The sequence below is a fragment of the Citrobacter sp. Cf088 genome (assembly GCF_030334295.1).
GTDB classification, from domain to species: domain Bacteria; phylum Pseudomonadota; class Gammaproteobacteria; order Enterobacterales; family Enterobacteriaceae; genus Citrobacter; species Citrobacter freundii.
Map to the genome: position 1 here is coordinate 390863 of NZ_JAOWEE010000057.1, position 17627 is coordinate 408489.

Consider the following 17627-nt stretch of genomic DNA (forward strand, 5'->3'; position numbering starts at 1 on the left):
GGCTATTCTAACAAATGCTGGTTTTTTGAATGCATAACGATAAAGATCTCTCTACGTGGCAGACGTTTCGCCGACTATGGCCAACCATAGCGCCTTTTAAATCGGGTCTGATCGTGGCGGGTATAGCGTTAGTCCTTAACGCGGCCAGCGATACCTTCATGTTATCGCTCCTTAAACCATTACTGGATGATGGTTTTGGTAAAACGGATCGTTCGGTGCTGCTGTGGATGCCGCTGGTGGTCATTGGGCTGATGATAGTTCGTGGCTTAACCAGTTATGTCTCCAGCTACTGTATCTCATGGGTGTCAGGCAAAGTGGTCATGACCATGCGTCGCCGCCTGTTTGGTCATATGATGGGCATGCCAGTCTCCTTTTTTGATAAACAGTCTACAGGTACGCTGTTGTCACGTATTACCTATGATTCAGAGCAGGTCGCGTCATCGTCTTCCGGCGCGCTGATCACCGTGGTACGTGAAGGGGCATCAATCATTGGCCTGTTTATCATGATGTTCTATTACAGCTGGCAGCTGTCACTGATCCTGATTGTACTGGCGCCAATTGTGTCAGTGGCGATCCGTGTGGTTTCCAAGCGCTTTCGTAGCATCAGTAAAAACATGCAAAACACTATGGGGCAGGTTACGACCAGTGCGGAGCAGATGCTGAAAGGCCACAAAGAAGTTCTGATTTTTGGTGGTCAGGAAGTCGAAACCAAGCGCTTTGATAAGGTCAGCAACAAGATGCGTTTGCAGGGTATGAAGATGGTTTCCGCTTCTTCTATCTCCGACCCTATCATCCAGTTGATTGCGTCTCTGGCTCTGGCCTTCGTGTTATATGCGGCCAGCTTCCCAAGCGTAATGGAAAACCTGACGGCAGGGACAATTACGGTTGTCTTCTCCTCAATGATCGCGCTGATGCGTCCGTTGAAATCGCTGACCAACGTCAACGCGCAGTTCCAGCGCGGTATGGCGGCATGCCAGACCTTATTTACGATTCTGGATAGCGAACAGGAGAAAGATGAAGGTAAACGTGTTATCGAGCGTGCTACCGGCGATCTCGAATTCCGCAACGTGACTTTCACCTATCCGGGACGTGAAGTACCGGCTCTGCGTAACATCAACCTGAATATTCCCGCGGGTAAAACCGTTGCTCTGGTTGGCCGTTCGGGCTCAGGAAAATCCACCATCGCCAGCCTGATTACGCGCTTCTACGATATTGATGAAGGGCAGATTCTGATGGACGGACACGATCTGCGCGAATATACCCTGGCATCCCTGCGCGATCAGGTTGCGTTGGTTTCGCAGAATGTGCACCTGTTTAACGATACGGTTGCCAACAACATCGCCTACGCGCGTACCGATATGTACAGTCGTGAGCAGATCGAAAAAGCGGCACAGATGGCCTACGCCATGGATTTCATCAACAAGATGGATAATGGTCTGGATACGGTGATTGGTGAAAACGGCGTCCTGCTTTCCGGCGGACAACGTCAGCGTATCGCTATCGCCCGTGCCTTGTTGCGTGACAGTCCAATTCTGATCCTTGATGAAGCAACATCAGCTCTTGATACCGAATCTGAACGTGCGATTCAGTCTGCGCTGGATGAGCTACAGAAAAACCGTACATCTCTGGTCATCGCTCACCGTCTTTCAACCATTGAACAAGCCGACGAAATCATCGTGGTGGAGGATGGTCTGATTGTCGAACGCGGAACCCATAGCGACCTGATTGAGCAGCGCGGGGTCTATGCGCAATTACACAAAATGCAATTCGGTCAATGATCGCACGTATCTGGTCTGGTGAATCGCCGCTGTGGCGATTGTTACTTCCACTCTCCTGGCTTTATGGCCTGGTGAGTGGCGGGATCCGTCTATGCTACAAGCTTGGGCTGAAACGCGCTTGGCGCGCGCCAGTACCGGTTGTGGTGGTCGGAAACCTTACAGCCGGCGGCAATGGCAAAACACCGGTGGTGATTTGGCTGGTTGAACAACTGCAGCAACGCGGGATTCGCGTGGGCGTGGTGTCGCGTGGTTACGGCGGGAAAGCGGCTGCTTACCCGTTGTTATTGACCGCAGAGACCACTACCGCAGAAGCGGGTGATGAACCTGTGCTGATCGCCCAACGTACCGGCGTGCCGGTAGCGGTATCCCCGGTAAGATCGGATGCGGTAAAAGCCATTTTGGCCCAACATGACGTGCAGATTATTGTGACCGACGATGGGCTACAGCACTATCGTCTGGCGCGAAATGTTGAAATCGTGGTTATTGACGGCGAACGTCGGTTTGGCAACGGCTGGTGGCTTCCCGCTGGTCCAATGCGGGAACGCGCAGGTCGTCTAAAATCGGTGGATGCGACTATTGTTAACGGTGGCGTTGCGCAACCAGGGGAAATCCCTATGCGACTTGAACCGGGGCTGGCCGTTAATTTACGTACAGGTGAACGCCGTGATGTATCGCAATTGCCCAATATTGTCGCCATGGCGGGCATTGGCCACCCACCGCGTTTTTTTGCCACGCTGAAAGCATGCGGTGCCAGCGTGCAAAAAAGCATTGCGCTGGCAGACCATCAGTCTCTGACCTACAGTGACGTCAGTGCGTTTGTAAACGCCGGGCAAACGCTGGTGATGACGGAAAAAGATGCGGTTAAGTGCCGGGCATTTGCCGATGAAAACTGGTGGTATTTACCTGTTGACGCTCATTTGTCAGGCGATCGGCCTGACGTGTTGCTGGATAGTTTAATCTCGCTGACTCGCTAACTGATTCACGCTGCGGCAGCGAATCATTTATGAGGCCATAGATGTCGTTGCCGCACCTTTCTCTGACGGATGCCCGTCATCTTCACCTTGCCGCTCAAGGTCTGCTGAAAAAAACACGCCGTCGGGCAACCCCGGCAGATATTCTCGCGACTATTTCGCGCATGTCGTTACTGCAAATCGATACTATCAATATTGTGGCGCGAAGTCCTTACCTGGTGCTGTTTAGTCGTTTAGGAGATTATTCACCCCAATGGCTGGACGACTCGTTACAGCAGGGCGAACTGATGGAATACTGGGCGCACGAGGCCTGCTTTTTGCCGCGCAGCGATTTTATGCTGATACGTCACCGCATGCTGGCCCCGGAGAATATGGGCTGGAAGTATAAAGCGGCGTGGATGAAAGAACATGCTCATGAAATTGAGCAACTGCTCCAGCACATCCAGTATAACGGACCGGTACGATCTGCTGATTTTGAGCATCCACGCAAGGGGACCAGCGGCTGGTGGGAATGGAAACCGCAGAAGCGTCATCTTGAAGGGCTGTTCACTGCCGGGAAAGTGATGGTGGTGGAACGGCGTAATTTCCAGCGCGTGTATGATTTAACCCATCGCGTCATGCCACACTGGGACGATGAACGCGACCCACTTTCGCAGGAAGATGCTGAAAGCGTTATGCTGGATAACAGCGCCCGCAGTCTGGGGATTTTCCGCGAACAATGGCTGGCAGACTACTACCGCCTGAAGCGCCCGGCGCTAAAAAACTGGTGCAACGAACGGGCGGAACAGCAACAGATTATTCCTGTCGACGTTGAAGGGCTGGGAACGCTGTGGCTGCATAGCCACCTTCAGCCGCTACTCGAACAGGCGCTGGCGGGCAAATTAACGGCGACCCACAGCGCAGTGTTATCGCCTTTTGATCCGGTGGTTTGGGATCGTAAACGGGCAGAGCAGCTATTCGATTTTAGCTACCGGCTGGAGTGTTACACGCCAGCACCAAAACGTCAGTACGGTTATTTCGTCTTGCCGTTGCTGCACCGCGGGCAGTTAGTTGGGCGAATGGATGCCAAAATGCACCGTAAAACGGGCGTGCTGGACGTGATTTCGCTGTGGTTACAGGATGGGGTTAAGCCTGGGGTGACTTTGCAAAAAGGATTGTTTCAGGCGATTGACGATTTTGCCCGCTGGCAGCAGGCAACACGCGTTACGCTGGGACGTTATCCTGAAGGTTTATTTGCTGATGCACGCCATGGTTGGGAAATAGACCCAGCCCTTTAAGCGATTATGTTAATATTTACGGATTCACAATCCGGTCCATCTGGAGGAACTATGGATCATCGTCTGCTTGAAATCATTGCCTGCCCGGTATGCAATGGCAAACTCTGGTTTAACCAGGAAAAACAGGAACTGATTTGTAAACTGGATAACCTTGCTTTCCCACTGCGTGATGGCATTCCTGTGTTACTGGAAACCGAAGCCCGCGTTCTGACTGCTGATGAGAGTAAATCATGAGTTTTGTGGTCATTATTCCTGCGCGTTATGCGTCCACTCGTCTGCCGGGCAAGCCGCTACTGGATATCAACGGCAAGCCAATGATCGTGCATGTCCTGGAGCGTGCGCGTGAATCTGGTGCTGAACGTATCATCGTGGCCACCGATCACGAGGATGTCGCTCGCGCGGTAGAAGCGGTGGGGGGGGAAGTATGCATGACCCGCGCCGATCACCAGTCTGGTACGGAACGCCTGGCGGAAGTCGTCGAGAAATGTGGTTTTAGCGATGATACCGTTATTGTGAACGTACAGGGTGATGAGCCGATGATTCCGGCGGTCATTATTCGCCAGGTGGCTGAGAATCTGGCGCAACGTCAGGTCGGCATGGCGACTCTTGCGGCTCCGATTCACAGTGCGGAAGAGGCATTTAATCCGAATGCGGTAAAAGTCGTTTTGGACGCTGAAGGATATGCGCTCTATTTTTCACGCGCGACCATCCCATGGGATCGCGATCGTTTCGCCAAAAGTCTGGAAACGGTGGGGGACACCTTCCTGCGCCATCTGGGCATTTACGGCTATCGCGCCGGTTTTATTCGCCGCTATGTTAACTGGCAGCCTAGCCCGCTTGAGCATATCGAAATGCTGGAGCAGCTGCGAGTGCTGTGGTACGGTGAAAAAATTCACGTTGCCGTCGCAAAAGAAGTCCCGGGTACCGGCGTAGACACTACCGAAGATCTCGAGCGCGTTCGCGCCGAAATGCATTAGTTTTTCTCACGGCACTCCCCCATATTGATGTGTATTTTTGGGAGGAGTGTCGTATCGTTGCGCTTTCCCTCCACTTTTCTTTTCATCAATTGATCTCATCCGGGTGACATCTGTCTGCCCGACGCTCATTATGAAAGCAGTAGCATTTATGAGGGCAATCTGAAATGGAACAGTTGCGTGCCGAACTCAGCCACCTGCTGGGCGAAAAACTCAGTCGTATAGAATGCGTGAATGAAAAAGTGGATACGGCCCTGTGGTCACTGTACGACAGCCAGGGAAATCCGATGCCGCTGATGGCGAGAAGTTTCACCACGCCAGGTATGGCGCAGCAACTGGCATGGAAAACCTCCATGTTAGCGCGCAGCGGTACGGTGCGTATGCCCGTCATTTACGGGGTCTTAACCCACGAAGAGCATCCCGGCCCCGATGTGTTACTGCTTGAGCGTTTACGGGGTGTGCCGGTGGAAGCGCCAGCCCGAACGCCCGAACGCTGGGAACATTTAAAAGATCAGATCGTAGAAGGTCTGCTGTCATGGCATCGGCAGGATAGCCGTGGCTGCGTGGGCATGGTGGATAACACGCAAGAGAATATCTGGCCATCCTGGTATCGCCAGCGTGTTGAGGTGCTGTGGACCACGTTAAATCAGTTCAACAATACTGGCTTGACGATGCAGGATAAGCGCATCCTGTTTCGTACCCGTGAGTGTTTACCCGCTTTATTTGAAGGATTCAATGATAACTGCGTACTGATCCACGGTAATTTCAGTTTACGTAGCATGCTCAAAGACGCCCGTAGCGATCAGCTACTGGCCATGGTGGGACCGGGGTTGATGCTGTGGGCACCCAGAGAGTATGAATTGTTCCGTTTAATGGATAACGCGCTGGCGGAAAGCCTGCTTTGGCAATACCTGCAACGCGCGCCCGTGGCGGAGTCCTTCATCTGGCGGCGCTGGCTGTATGTGTTATGGGATGAGGTGGCGCAACTAGTCAACACAGGACGTTTTAATCGCACCAACTTTGATCTGGCAACGAAATCACTGCTGCCGTGGCTCGCCTGAACCTTTTAACCACTGCCAGATGCGACCCAATGTTTCGTAACCAGCGCGATCGCTGTGCATCAACCAGACGGGAGAGGGGATCGCGCGTTCCCACGGATTTAGCGGTGAATCAATTGCTAACTGATTAGCCGGCGCGGGCAACGGGTGTAGTCCAGCCTGTTGGAAGAAAATCATTGCTCGTGGTAAGTGCGATGCGGAGGTCACCAGCAGGAACGGCGCGCTGCCGATGGCCTGCTTAACCGCTGCGGCTTCTTCTTCAGTATCTTTAGGTTTATCCAGCGTGATGATATCACCGTGTGGCACACCCAGTGACTGCGCTACGCGGGCTCCTGCTTCTGCAGTACTGACGTTATTGCTCTTTGCCGCAGCACCGGTAAAGATAAGCTTCGATCCCGGATTAGCACGCCAGAGGCGAATACCTTCATTCAGACGCGGAAGACTGTTGCTGATTAGGTTTGAACTTGGTGCCCACTGAGGATTCCAGGTATACCCTCCGCCCAGCACCACAATGTATTCCACTTTTTGTGTATCCTGCCAGGTTGGATAGCTGTCCTCAATCGGTTTCAGTAGGCTATCAGCGACGGGTTGCAAGCTAAGAAGTAACAGCGCCAGCCAACTCAGGCTAATGCACACTTTCCCTGTTTTTTGAAAGCGGCTAAACCAGAGCAGCGCCAGGCCTATACCCATGATAATGAGCATTAGCGGAAGTGGCAGCATCATACCGCCAATCACTTTCTTCAGCGTAAAAAGCATCCTTTTTGGTTCCTTTTTTAACCATACAGCAGGGGATCTGCAGCGATATTACACCAGGAAGGTTCATTCTCGGCGTGGGTGTGACAAAATAGCGGTTTTACTTAGTCACCCTAAAGCCAGCATGTGGAGAGCCCGATGCGGGATCGCAATTTTGATGACATTGCAGAGAAGTTTTCCCGTAACATTTACGGCACCACTAAAGGTCAGCTTCGCCAGACGATCCTCTGGCAGGATCTGGACAAACTTCTTGCCGACTACGCGGGCCAGACATTGCGTGTGCTTGATGCGGGTGGCGGAGAAGGGCAGACAGCCATTCTGATGGCGCAGCGGGGCCATCACGTTACCTTGTGCGATCTTTCTGCTGAGATGGTGGCGCGAGCGCAACGGGCGGCAGAAGAGCAAGGTGTGAGCGACAACATGCATTTTATACATTGTGCCGCTCAGGACATCCCACAGCATTTGGATTCTCAGGTTGATCTGATATTGTTTCATGCTGTGCTGGAATGGGTGGCCGATCCACAATCCGTCTTAAAAACATTGTGGTCGATGTTACGCCCGGGCGGTGCTTTATCGCTGATGTTCTACAATGCAAATGGCCTGTTGATGCGTAATGTGTTGGTCGGTAATTTCGGCTATGTACAGCAGGGAATGTATAAAAAGAAACGGCGCACGTTGTCTCCCGATTTCCCGCGCGACCCTCAGCAGGTCTATGGCTGGCTGGAGGAGATTGGCTGGGAGATAACCGGTAAAACGGGCGTGAGGGTGTTTCATGATTATCTGCGTGATAAACAAAAACAGCATGACTGTTTTGATGCTTTAACAGAAATAGAAACGCGCTATTGCCGCCAGGAACCGTATATCAGCCTTGGGCGCTATATTCATGTCACCGCGATTAAACGTCCGGCCCGAGCCGCAGATGCAAGGATAACCTATGAGTGAATTTTCCCAGACAGTCCCCGAACTGGTTGCCTGGGCCAGAAAAAATGACTTCTCCATCTCTCTGCCGGTAGACAGACTTTCGTTCCTGCTGGCGGTCGCCACATTGAACGGTGAGCGACTTGACGGTGAGATGAGTGAAGGTGAACTGGTGGATGCGTTCCGCCATGTGAGTGATGCGTTTGAGCAAACCAGCGAAACCATCGGCGTCCGCGCCAACAACGCGATCAACGACATGGTGCGTCAACGTCTGCTGAACCGCTTTACCAGCGAGCAGGCTGAAGGCAACGCCATTTACCGTTTAACGCCGCTCGGGATTGGCATCACAGATTACTATATTCGTCAGCGCGAGTTCTCTACGCTGCGTCTTTCCATGCAACTGTCGATTGTTGCAGGCGAACTGAAGCGCGCGGCGGATGCGGCAGCGGAAGGTGGCGATGAGTTCCACTGGCACCGCAACGTCTATGCGCCATTGAAATACTCGGTGGCGGAGATTTTCGACAGTATCGATCTGACCCAGCGCATCATGGATGAACAGCAGCAGCAGGTAAAAGACGACATCGCACAGTTGCTAAACAAAGACTGGCGGGCGGCGATTTCCAGCTGTGAACTGCTGCTTTCTGAAACGTCTGGTACGCTGCGTGAACTGCAGGATACGCTGGAAGCGGCGGGGGATAAGCTGCAGGCTAACTTGTTACGCATCCAGGACGCCACAATGACGCATGATGATTTGCATTTTGTTGATCGGCTGGTGTTTGATTTACAAAGCAAGCTCGACCGCATTATTAGCTGGGGTCAGCAGTCCATTGACTTGTGGATCGGCTACGATCGTCATGTGCATAAATTTATCCGTACCGCGATCGATATGGATAAAAATCGCGTCTTCGCCCAGCGTCTGCGTCAGTCTGTGCAGACCTACTTTGACGACCCATGGGCGCTGACCTATGCCAACGCCGATCGTCTGCTGGATATGCGTGACGAGGAGATGGTGCTGCGTGACGAAGAGGTCACTGGTGAACTTCCGGAAGATCTGGAATATGAAGAATTTAACGAGATCCGTGAACAACTGGCGGCGATCATCGAAGAACAGCTGGCTATCTACAAATCCAGACAAACACCACTGGATCTCGGTTTGGTAGTGCGCGAGTATCTGGCGCAATACCCACGTGCGCGTCATTTCGACGTCGCGCGTATTGTTATCGATCAGGCGGTACGCCTTGGCGTAGCGCAAGCAGACTTCACCGGACTGCCAGCCAAATGGCAGCCGATTAATGATTACGGAGCCAAGGTACAGGCGCATGTCATTGACAAATATTGAACAAGTGATGCCGGTAAAGCTGGCGCAGGCGCTGGCGAATCCGTTATTTCCGGCGCTGGATAGTGCCTTACGTTCGGGCCGCCATATCGGTCTGGATGAACTGGATAATCATGCCTTCCTGATGGATTTTCAGGAATATTTTGAAGAGTTTTACAGCCGCTATAACGTGGAATTGATCCGTGCGCCGGAAGGGTTCTTTTACCTTCGTCCGCGTTCAACGACGCTCATTCCGCGTTCGGTCCTGTCTGAACTGGACATGATGGTGGGTAAAATTCTTTGCTATCTCTATCTCAGCCCGGAACGCCTGGCGAACGAAGGGATTTTTACCCAGCAAGAGCTGTATGACGAGCTGTTAACGCTGGCGGATGAAGCCAAACTGCTGAAGCTGGTGAACAACCGTTCAACCGGTTCTGACGTTGACCGCCAGAAGCTACAGGAAAAAGTGCGTTCTTCGCTCAACCGTTTGCGCCGCTTAGGCATGGTGTGGTTTCTGGGCCACGACAGCAGCAAATTCCGTATTACAGAATCTGTCTTCCGCTTTGGCGCGGATGTGCGTAGCGGTGACGATCCGCGTGAAGCACAGCGTCGCTTAATTCGTGATGGTGAAGCGATGGCGGTCGAGAACCGTCTGCAGCTCAACGATGAGCCCGAAGAAAATCAGCCGGACAGTGGAGAAGAAGAATAATGATTGAACGCGGTAAATTTCGCTCACTTACGCTGATTAACTGGAATGGTTTTTTTGCCCGTACGTTTGATCTCGATGAGCTGGTCACCACGCTGTCCGGTGGTAACGGTGCGGGTAAATCCACCACCATGGCGGCATTTGTTACGGCGCTCATTCCGGACTTAACCCTGCTGCATTTCCGTAACACCACCGAAGCTGGTGCAACCAGCGGTTCACGTGATAAAGGTCTGCACGGTAAGCTGAAAGCAGGGGTCTGTTACTCAATGCTCGACGTCCTCAACTCGCGTCATCAGCGCGTGGTCGTGGGTGTGCGTCTGCAACAGGTTGCGGGTCGTGATCGCAAAGTGGATATCAAACCGTTTGCCATTCAGGGGCTGCCGATGTCGGTACAACCAACCCAACTGGTGACGGAAACGCTGAACGAACGCCAGGCGCGCGTACTGTCTCTACCTGAGCTGAAAGAGAAGCTTGATGAGATGGAAGGTGTGCAGTTTAAGCAGTTCAACTCAATAACCGATTATCATTCGCTGATGTTCGATCTGGGCATCATTGCCCGTCGCCTGCGCTCCGCGTCTGATCGTAGTAAATTCTACCGTCTGATTGAAGCCTCGCTGTACGGCGGGATCTCCAGCGCCATTACCCGTTCACTGCGTGACTACCTGCTGCCGGAAAACGGCGGCGTCCGTAAAGCGTTCCAGGATATGGAAGCCGCGCTGCGTGAAAACCGCATGACGCTGGAAGCGATTCGCGTAACCCAGTCTGACCGCGACCTGTTTAAACATTTGATCAGCGAAGCGACCAACTATGTGGCTGCGGATTATATGCGCCACGCCAACGAACGTCGTATCCATCTGGATAAAGCACTGGAATATCGTCGTGAACTGTATACCTCACGTAAGCAGCTGGCGGCAGAGCAGTACAAGCACGTGGATATGGCGCGTGAACTGGGCGAGCATAACGGCGCCGAAGGCGATCTGGAAGCCGATTATCAGGCCGCGAGCGATCACCTGAATCTGGTGCAAACCGCGCTGCGTCAGCAGGAAAAAATTGAACGCTACGAAGCGGATCTCGAAGAACTGCAGATCCGTCTTGAAGAACAAAATGAGGTGGTTGCGGAAGCCGTTGACCGCCAGGATGAAAACGAAGCCCGCGCGGAAGCCGCCGAACTGGAAGTGGATGAGCTGAAAAGCCAGCTTGCCGATTACCAGCAGGCGCTGGACGTCCAGCAGACGCGAGCCATCCAGTATACCCAGGCGATCCAGGCCCTAAATCGGGCGAAAGAGCTCTGCCACCTACCGGATCTGACAGCCGACAGCGCCGCCGAATGGCTGGAGACTTTCCAGGCCAAAGAGCAGGAAGCCACTGAAAAGCTGCTAACGCTTGAACAAAAAATGAGCGTGGCGCAAACCGCGCATAGCCAGTTCGAACAGGCTTATCAGCTGGTGGCGGCTATCAACGGCCCGCTGGCACGTAGTGAAGCCTGGAGCGTGGCGCGTGAACTGCTGCGCGAAGGCGTTGAACAGCGCCACCTGGCGGAACAGGTTCAGCCATTGCGTATGCGACTGAGCGAACTGGAGCAGCGTCTGCGCGAACAGCAGGATGCCGAGCGTCTGCTGGCCGAATTCTGCAAGCGTCAGGGTAAACAGTTTGATATCGATGAGCTGGAAGCGCTGCACCAGGAACTGGAAGCGCGCATCGCCGCCTTGTCGGACAGCGTCTCGTCTGCCAGCGAACAGCGTATGACGCTGCGTCAGGAACAGGAACAGCTACAATCCCGTATTCAGCATTTGATGAAGCGGGCACCTGTCTGGCTGGCTGCGCAAAATAGCCTGAATCAGCTTAGCGAGCAGTGTGGCGAAGAGTTTACCTCCAGCCAGGATGTGACCGAGTATCTGCAACAATTGCTGGAGCGCGAGCGTGAGGCCATTGTTGAGCGTGATGAAGTCGGTGCACGTAAAAATGCGGTTGATGAAGAGATTGAACGTTTAAGTCAGCCGGGCGGGGCGGAAGATCAGCGTCTGAACGCGCTGGCGGAACGCTTTGGCGGCGTGCTGCTGTCAGAAATTTATGATGACGTTAGCCTTGAAGATGCCCCGTACTTCTCTGCGCTGTATGGTCCTTCGCGCCATGCCATCGTGGTACCGGATCTATCACTAATTACCGAACAGCTTGAAGGGCTGACGGATTGCCCGGAAGATCTCTATTTCATCGAAGGGGATCCGCAGTCGTTTGATGATAGCGTCTTCAGCGTTGATGAACTGGAAAATGCGGTGGTGGTGAAAACCGCCGAGCGTCAATGGCGTTATTCCCGCTTCCCGAAGGTGCCTATTTTTGGTCGTGCAGCCCGTGAAAGCCGTATCGAAACCTTGCATGCCGAGCGTGAAGGGCTGTCTGAACGTTTCGCCACGCTCTCCTTTGATGTCCAGAAAACCCAGCGTCTGCATCAGGCGTTCAGCCGCTTTATCGGCAGCCATCTGTCGGTGGCGTTTGAAGCCGATCCAGAAGCGGAAATTCGCCAACTGAATGGCCGTCGCGTTGAACTGGAACGTGCGCTGACTAATCATGAAAATGATAACCAGCAAAGCCGTATGCAGTTTGAACAGGCGAAAGAGGGTGTCTCCGCGCTGAACCGCCTGCTGCCGCGCTTGAATCTGCTGGCCGATGACACGCTGGCCGATCGCGTGGACGAAATTCGCGAGCGTCTGGATGAAGCTCAGGAAGCCGCGCGTTTTGTACAGCAACATGGCAATCAGTTGGCGAAACTGGAACCAATCGTTTCAGTTCTGCAAAATGACCCTGAGCAGTTTGAACAGCTGAAGGAAGACTATACGTATTCCCAGCAGATGCAGCGCGACGCACGTCAGCAGGCTTTTGCGCTGACTGAAGTCGTACAGCGTCGGGCTCACTTTAGTTATTCCGACTCAGCCGAAATGCTGAGCGGTAATAGCGATCTAAACGAAAAATTGCGTGAACGCCTGGAACAGGCGGAAGCCGAACGTACCCGCGCTCGTGAGGCGCTGCGCAGTCATGCTGGACAGTTAAGCCAGTATAACCAGGTCATGGCATCGCTAAAAAGCTCTTATGACACCAAAAAAGAGCTGCTTAACGATTTACAACGTGAACTGCAGGATATTGGTGTTCGTGCGGACAGCGGTGCCGAAGAGCGCGCGCGTATCCGTCGTGACGAACTGCATGCGCAGCTCAGCAACAACCGTGCACGCCGCAACCAACTTGAGAAAGCACTGACCTTCTGCGAAGCGGAGATGGAAAACCTGACCCGCAGACTGCGCAAGCTGGAACGTGATTATCATGAAATGCGTGAGCAGGTAGTCACCGCCAAAGCCGGCTGGTGTGCAGTCATGCGGATGGTGAAAGATAACGGTGTGGAACGTCGTCTGCACCGTCGCGAGTTGGCCTATCTTTCCGGTGACGAACTGCGTTCGATGTCGGATAAGGCGCTCGGTGCGCTACGTCTGGCGGTTGCGGATAACGAACACCTGCGCGATGTGTTGCGTATGTCTGAAGATCCAAAACGCCCAGAGCGCAAAATCCAGTTCTTCGTCGCGGTTTACCAGCATCTGCGTGAACGTATTCGCCAGGATATTATCCGTACCGACGATCCGGTTGAAGCCATCGAACAGATGGAGATTGAGCTGAGCCGTCTGACGGAAGAATTAACCTCTCGTGAACAGAAACTGGCGATCAGCTCACGCAGCGTGGCGAACATTATTCGTAAGACCATTCAGCGTGAACAGAACCGTATTCGCATGCTGAACCAGGGGCTGCAAAGTGTGTCGTTTGGCCAGGTTAACAGCGTTCGCCTGAACGTCAATGTGCGTGAAACGCATGCTACCTTGCTGGACGTACTTTCAGAGCAACATGAACAGCATCAGGATCTGTTTAACAGCAATCGCCTGACCTTCTCAGAAGCGCTGGCGAAGCTGTATCAGCGCCTGAATCCGCAGATCGACATGGGGCAACGCACGCCGCAAACCATTGGTGAAGAGCTGCTGGACTATCGTAACTATCTGGAAATGGAAGTTGAGGTTAACCGTGGTTCTGACGGCTGGCTGCGTGCTGAATCTGGCGCGCTGTCAACGGGTGAAGCGATCGGGACCGGGATGTCTATTCTGGTGATGGTGGTGCAAAGCTGGGAAGATGAAGGTCGCAGATTGCGCGGGAAAGACATCTCTCCTTGCCGCCTGCTGTTCCTTGATGAAGCAGCACGACTCGATGCGCGTTCTATTGCGACTCTGTTTGAGCTGTGTGAGCGTTTGCAGATGCAGCTGATTATCGCTGCGCCGGAAAACATCAGCCCAGAGAAAGGCACCACCTACAAACTGGTGCGTAAAGTCTTCCAAAACACCGAGCACGTTCATGTGGTGGGGCTGCGCGGATTTGCGCCTCAGTTACCGGAACCACTGCCGGGGACTGAAGATGCCTCCTCGCAGGCAAGCTAAGCAAAAAGGCGGCTACAAGGCCGCCTTATTTTTTTCCGCAAAGACGTTATGCCTGGTGTAATTTCTTTAGACTTCTTTACATTAGGTTAGGCAAAAACTTTTTGATGTTTATATACTAAAGGTAAGCCCAACGCGTCACGGGCTTGCTCGTCATACTTCAGTTTGTATTGGCGTTTTACAGGTCCGCCCCCGTCAAAATAAAGGGGAATACAGGCGGCCTGGCTATTCAGAGTATGATAAAGAAAACAGGGGGCAAGGGATGTTGCTTAATAAAATGTGTGGTCGTCGGCTGTCGGCAATCAGTTTATGCCTGGCCGTAACATTCGCTCCACTGTTCAATGCGCAGGCCGATGAGCCTGAAATGATCCCTGGCGATAGCTCTGCGACCGTCAGTGAACAGCCAACAGCGTTATCGCAGCCGCAGGTTCAATCTTCTGCGACGGCTATCATGGCGGGTATTCAACCGCTGCCAGAAGGCGTGTCTGTCGATAAAGCCCGCGCCGAAATACACTCTCAACTGCCAGCAGGCTATACGCCGGTCTACATGAGCCAGCTGGAACTGCTGTATGCCGCACGTGAAATGAAGCCGATGTGGGAAAATCGTGATGCGGTAAAGGCCTTTCAACAACAGTTGGCCGAGGTCGCGATTGCTGGCTTTCAGCCGCAGTTTACTACCTGGGTTGCACTTCTGACTGATCCGGCAGTAACCGGTCAGGCGAGAGACATTGTGCTCTCGGATGCGATGATGGGGTATCTGCACTTTATCGCTAATATACCTGTCAAAGGTAATCGCTGGCTTTACAGCGATAAGCCCTATGCGCTAACGACGCCGCCGATTTCTGTCATCAACCAGTGGCAGGTCGCACTGGATAACGGTCAACTAACTTCGTTTGTTGCCAGCCTGGCGCCTCAGCATCCGCAGTATGCAGCCATGCATGAATCGCTGCTCAAGCTGGTAGGTGATACACATCCCTGGCCGCAGCTCACCAGTACAGCAACGCTACGTCCGGGGGAGTGGAGTAATGACATCCCTGCGCTGCGTGAAATTTTGCGACGAACCGGGATGCTGGAGCCTGCCGTCAGTACGTCTGGCAAAGAAGGTCGTGGCACCTACGATCGTGAACTGGTTGATGCGGTAAAGCGTTTTCAGACGTGGCAGGGACTTGGCGCCGATGGCGCGATTGGCCCTGCCACGCGTGACTGGCTGAACGTGACGCCCGCTCAGCGTGCGGGCGTGCTGGCGTTAAATATTCAGCGCTTACGCCTGCTGCCGAGTGAGCTGTCTACCGGTATCATGGTGAACATTCCTGCCTATTCGCTGGTTTATTATCAGAATGGCAATCAGGTGCTGGCCTCGCGCGTTATTGTCGGGCGTCCAGATCGCAAAACGCCGATGATGAGTAGTGCGCTGAATAACGTGGTCGTTAACCCACCGTGGAACGTTCCGCCGACGCTGGCCCGAAAAGATATTCTGCCTAAGTTATGGAATGATCCGGGATATCTTGAACGTCACGGCTATACCGTAATGCGCGGCTGGAACAGTAAAGAGACGATAGATCCGTGGCAGGTTGACTGGGCCACCATCACTGCGTCCAATCTGCCGTTCCGCTTTCAGCAGGCTCCGGGCGCACGTAACTCGCTCGGACGCTATAAATTCAATATGCCGAGTTCGGACGCTATTTATCTGCACGATACGCCGAACCACAATCTGTTCCAGAAAGATACGCGGGCGTTAAGTTCCGGCTGTGTGCGTGTGAATAAGGCATCTGAGCTGGCGAATATGCTGCTACAGGACGCGGGTTGGAATGATACCCGCATCTCGGATGCCCTGAAGCAAGGGGATACGCGGTACGTGAATATTCGCCAGAATATTCCGGTCAACCTCTACTATCTGACCGCATTTGTTGGCCCGGATGGTCGCACGCAGTATCGTACAGATATTTACAATTACGATCTGACAGCGCGATCCAGCGCACAAATTGTGTCAAAAGCCGAGCAATTAATCAGATAAATGAAGCAGTTCGAGGAAAATGATTGTCGTAAGTTATGCTGGAAACGGGGCAAAATGGCTGTGAGCCCCGTATTTCCTGGGGTTGGGAGCCTTGACGTGGACTACTTAGCCAGATAAGGTTTCCCGCGTGCGCTAGAGCATACATACGATAACATTGACCTTGTAGACCTTAATACCATGGACAAATTTGACGCTAATCGCCGCAAACTGCTGGCGCTTGGTGGTATTGCCCTCGGCGCTGCCATCCTGCCTACGCCTGCGTTTGCAACACTCTCTACCCCACGTCCGCGTATATTGACTCTGAATAACCTGCATACCGGTGAGTCAATAAAAGCAGAGTTTTTTGATGGCAGGGGCTATATTCAGGACGAATTAGCAAAACTTAACCACTTTTTCCGTGATTTTCGGGCCAATAAAGTGAAATCCATTGACCCCGGACTGTTTGATCAACTCTTCCGTCTGCAGGGCCTGCTGGGTACGCGTAAACCCGTACAGCTGATCTCCGGTTATCGTTCCGTCGATACCAATAATGAACTACGTGCGCGCAGTCGCGGTGTGGCCAAGAAAAGCTACCACACCAAAGGCCAGGCCATGGATTTCCATATTGAAGGCATCGCATTAAGTAATATTCGCAAAGCTGCGTTATCTATGCGCGCAGGTGGTGTAGGATACTACCCCAGCAGTAACTTTGTGCATATTGACACCGGCCCTGCACGGCACTGGTGAGCCATAAGCTTAATGAAACAGGAGCTGTATGAACTATCGTATTATTCCGGTCACTGCATTCGCCCAGAACTGCTCGCTAATCTGGTGTGAGCAGACTCGTCTGGCCGCGTTGGTCGATCCCGGCGGCGATGCCGAGAAAATCAAACAGGAAGTGGATGCCAGCGGTCTGACGCTAATGCAGATCCTGCTTACTCACGGTCATCTTGATCATGTTGGGGCGGCAGCTGAACTGGCACAGCATTATGGTGTACCGGTTATTGGTCCGGAAAAAGAAGATGAGTTCTGGCTACAGGGGCTCCCTGCGCAGAGCCGCATGTTTGGCCTGGGCGATTGTGAGCCGCTGACGCCCGATCGCTGGCTGAACGAAGGTGATCGGGTCAGCGTTGGCAACGTGACGTTGCAGGTGTTGCATTGTCCGGGTCATACACCGGGACATGTGGTCTTCTTTGATGAGCAATCAAAGTTACTGATTTCGGGTGACGTGATTTTCAAAGGTGGCGTAGGGCGAAGCGATTTTCCGCGCGGAGATCACAGCCAACTGATCGATTCGATTAAACGTAAACTGTTGCCGCTGGGCGATGACGTGACGTTTATTCCGGGTCACGGCCCACTTTCTACGCTGGGTAACGAACGGCTTCATAACCCGTTCCTGCAGGACGAAATGCCTGTCTGGTAAT

14 protein-coding genes are annotated in these 17627 nt (G+C 53.1%); 13 read left to right on the forward strand and 1 reads right to left on the reverse strand.

Going from position 1 to position 17627, the window contains the following annotated elements; genetic code table 11:
• Nucleotides 1-29: 29 nt before the first annotated feature.
• From msbA to OGV71_RS22910, 6 genes are all read left to right on the forward strand, one after another.
• The gene (gene msbA / locus OGV71_RS22885) at nt 30-1778 is read left to right on the forward strand and encodes a lipid A ABC transporter ATP-binding protein/permease MsbA (protein WP_003035784.1); all 1749 of its coding nucleotides are present in this window, start codon (nt 30-32) and stop codon (nt 1776-1778) included.
• Nucleotides 1775-2752 (forward strand): tetraacyldisaccharide 4'-kinase, encoded by a 978-nt coding sequence (gene lpxK, locus OGV71_RS22890; protein WP_204583800.1) that lies wholly within the window; start codon nt 1775-1777, stop codon nt 2750-2752. Before msbA ends, lpxK begins: the two co-directional genes overlap by 4 nt.
• A 41-nt stretch (nt 2753-2793) precedes the next feature.
• Complete coding sequence (locus OGV71_RS22895; RefSeq protein WP_204583798.1) at nt 2794-4026, forward strand: winged helix-turn-helix domain-containing protein; 1233 nt, start codon at nt 2794-2796, stop codon at nt 4024-4026.
• Between the two features lie 51 nt (nt 4027-4077).
• Nucleotides 4078-4260, forward strand: a complete 183-nt coding sequence (gene ycaR / locus OGV71_RS22900; protein ID WP_003035793.1) for a protein YcaR — start codon at nt 4078-4080, stop codon at nt 4258-4260.
• Entirely contained in the window at nt 4257-5003 is a 747-nt protein-coding gene (kdsB, locus tag OGV71_RS22905; protein WP_071697302.1) for a 3-deoxy-manno-octulosonate cytidylyltransferase, read from the forward strand. The genes ycaR and kdsB overlap by 4 nt, the downstream gene beginning before the upstream one ends.
• Before the next feature lie 164 nt (nt 5004-5167).
• Nucleotides 5168-6061 (forward strand): YcbJ family phosphotransferase, encoded by an 894-nt coding sequence (locus OGV71_RS22910; protein ID WP_003035798.1) that lies wholly within the window; start codon nt 5168-5170, stop codon nt 6059-6061.
• On the opposite strand, the gene elyC is transcribed toward OGV71_RS22910, so the two are convergent.
• Complete coding sequence (elyC, locus tag OGV71_RS22915; protein ID WP_061547823.1) at nt 6038-6814, reverse strand: envelope biogenesis factor ElyC; 777 nt, start codon at nt 6812-6814, stop codon at nt 6038-6040. The two genes, OGV71_RS22910 and elyC, sit on opposite strands and share 24 nt — an antisense overlap.
• 135 nt (nt 6815-6949) lie before the next feature.
• Between elyC and cmoM the strand changes: the two genes are divergently transcribed.
• From cmoM to OGV71_RS22950, 7 genes are all read left to right on the forward strand, one after another.
• Nucleotides 6950-7753 carry a tRNA uridine 5-oxyacetic acid(34) methyltransferase CmoM gene (gene cmoM, locus OGV71_RS22920; RefSeq protein WP_106902526.1) on the forward strand — a complete coding sequence of 268 codons (804 nt, stop codon included), beginning with the start codon at nt 6950-6952 and terminating at the stop codon, nt 7751-7753.
• The gene (gene mukF / locus OGV71_RS22925; protein WP_003836877.1) at nt 7746-9068 is read left to right on the forward strand and encodes a chromosome partition protein MukF; all 1323 of its coding nucleotides are present in this window, start codon (nt 7746-7748) and stop codon (nt 9066-9068) included. Before cmoM ends, mukF begins: the two co-directional genes overlap by 8 nt.
• Nucleotides 9049-9753: a chromosome partition protein MukE gene (gene mukE / locus OGV71_RS22930; protein ID WP_003035809.1), complete on the forward strand. Its 705-nt coding sequence runs from the start codon at nt 9049-9051 to the stop codon at nt 9751-9753. The genes mukF and mukE overlap by 20 nt, the downstream gene beginning before the upstream one ends.
• Nucleotides 9753-14213: a chromosome partition protein MukB gene (mukB, locus tag OGV71_RS22935; protein ID WP_204583796.1), complete on the forward strand. Its 4461-nt coding sequence runs from the start codon at nt 9753-9755 to the stop codon at nt 14211-14213. The genes mukE and mukB overlap by 1 nt, the downstream gene beginning before the upstream one ends.
• A 259-nt stretch (nt 14214-14472) precedes the next feature.
• A complete protein-coding gene (gene ldtD, locus OGV71_RS22940) occupies nt 14473-16224 on the forward strand; it encodes a L,D-transpeptidase (protein WP_071697304.1) in 1752 nt (583 codons plus the stop codon).
• A gap of 177 nt (nt 16225-16401) precedes the next feature.
• Entirely contained in the window at nt 16402-16950 is a 549-nt protein-coding gene (mepK, locus tag OGV71_RS22945) for a peptidoglycan L,D-endopeptidase MepK (RefSeq protein ID WP_003035820.1), read from the forward strand.
• 28 nt (nt 16951-16978) lie between these two features.
• Nucleotides 16979-17626 carry an MBL fold metallo-hydrolase gene (locus tag OGV71_RS22950; protein WP_003035823.1) on the forward strand — a complete coding sequence of 216 codons (648 nt, stop codon included), beginning with the start codon at nt 16979-16981 and terminating at the stop codon, nt 17624-17626.
• Nucleotide 17627 lies beyond the last annotated feature (1 nt).

Bases quoted from the DNA above. Each gene is read 5' to 3' on its own strand.
- mepK (WP_003035820.1), top strand. From the start codon at position 16,402: ATGGACAAATTTGACGCTAATCGCCGCAAACTGCTGGCGCTTGGTGGT.
- ycaR (WP_003035793.1), top strand. From the start codon at position 4,078: ATGGATCATCGTCTGCTTGAAATCATTGCCTGCCCGGTATGCAATGGC.
- kdsB (WP_071697302.1), top strand. From the start codon at position 4,257: ATGAGTTTTGTGGTCATTATTCCTGCGCGTTATGCGTCCACTCGTCTG.
- cmoM (WP_106902526.1), top strand. From the start codon at position 6,950: ATGCGGGATCGCAATTTTGATGACATTGCAGAGAAGTTTTCCCGTAAC.
- elyC (WP_061547823.1), bottom strand. From the start codon at position 6,814: ATGCTTTTTACGCTGAAGAAAGTGATTGGCGGTATGATGCTGCCACTT.
- OGV71_RS22910 (WP_003035798.1), top strand. From the start codon at position 5,168: ATGGAACAGTTGCGTGCCGAACTCAGCCACCTGCTGGGCGAAAAACTC.
- OGV71_RS22950 (WP_003035823.1), top strand. From the start codon at position 16,979: ATGAACTATCGTATTATTCCGGTCACTGCATTCGCCCAGAACTGCTCG.
- ldtD (WP_071697304.1), top strand. From the start codon at position 14,473: ATGTTGCTTAATAAAATGTGTGGTCGTCGGCTGTCGGCAATCAGTTTA.
- msbA (WP_003035784.1), top strand. From the start codon at position 30: ATGCATAACGATAAAGATCTCTCTACGTGGCAGACGTTTCGCCGACTA.
- OGV71_RS22895 (WP_204583798.1), top strand. From the start codon at position 2,794: ATGTCGTTGCCGCACCTTTCTCTGACGGATGCCCGTCATCTTCACCTT.
- mukE (WP_003035809.1), top strand. From the start codon at position 9,049: ATGTCATTGACAAATATTGAACAAGTGATGCCGGTAAAGCTGGCGCAG.
- lpxK (WP_204583800.1), top strand. From the start codon at position 1,775: ATGATCGCACGTATCTGGTCTGGTGAATCGCCGCTGTGGCGATTGTTA.
- mukB (WP_204583796.1), top strand. From the start codon at position 9,753: ATGATTGAACGCGGTAAATTTCGCTCACTTACGCTGATTAACTGGAAT.
- mukF (WP_003836877.1), top strand. From the start codon at position 7,746: ATGAGTGAATTTTCCCAGACAGTCCCCGAACTGGTTGCCTGGGCCAGA.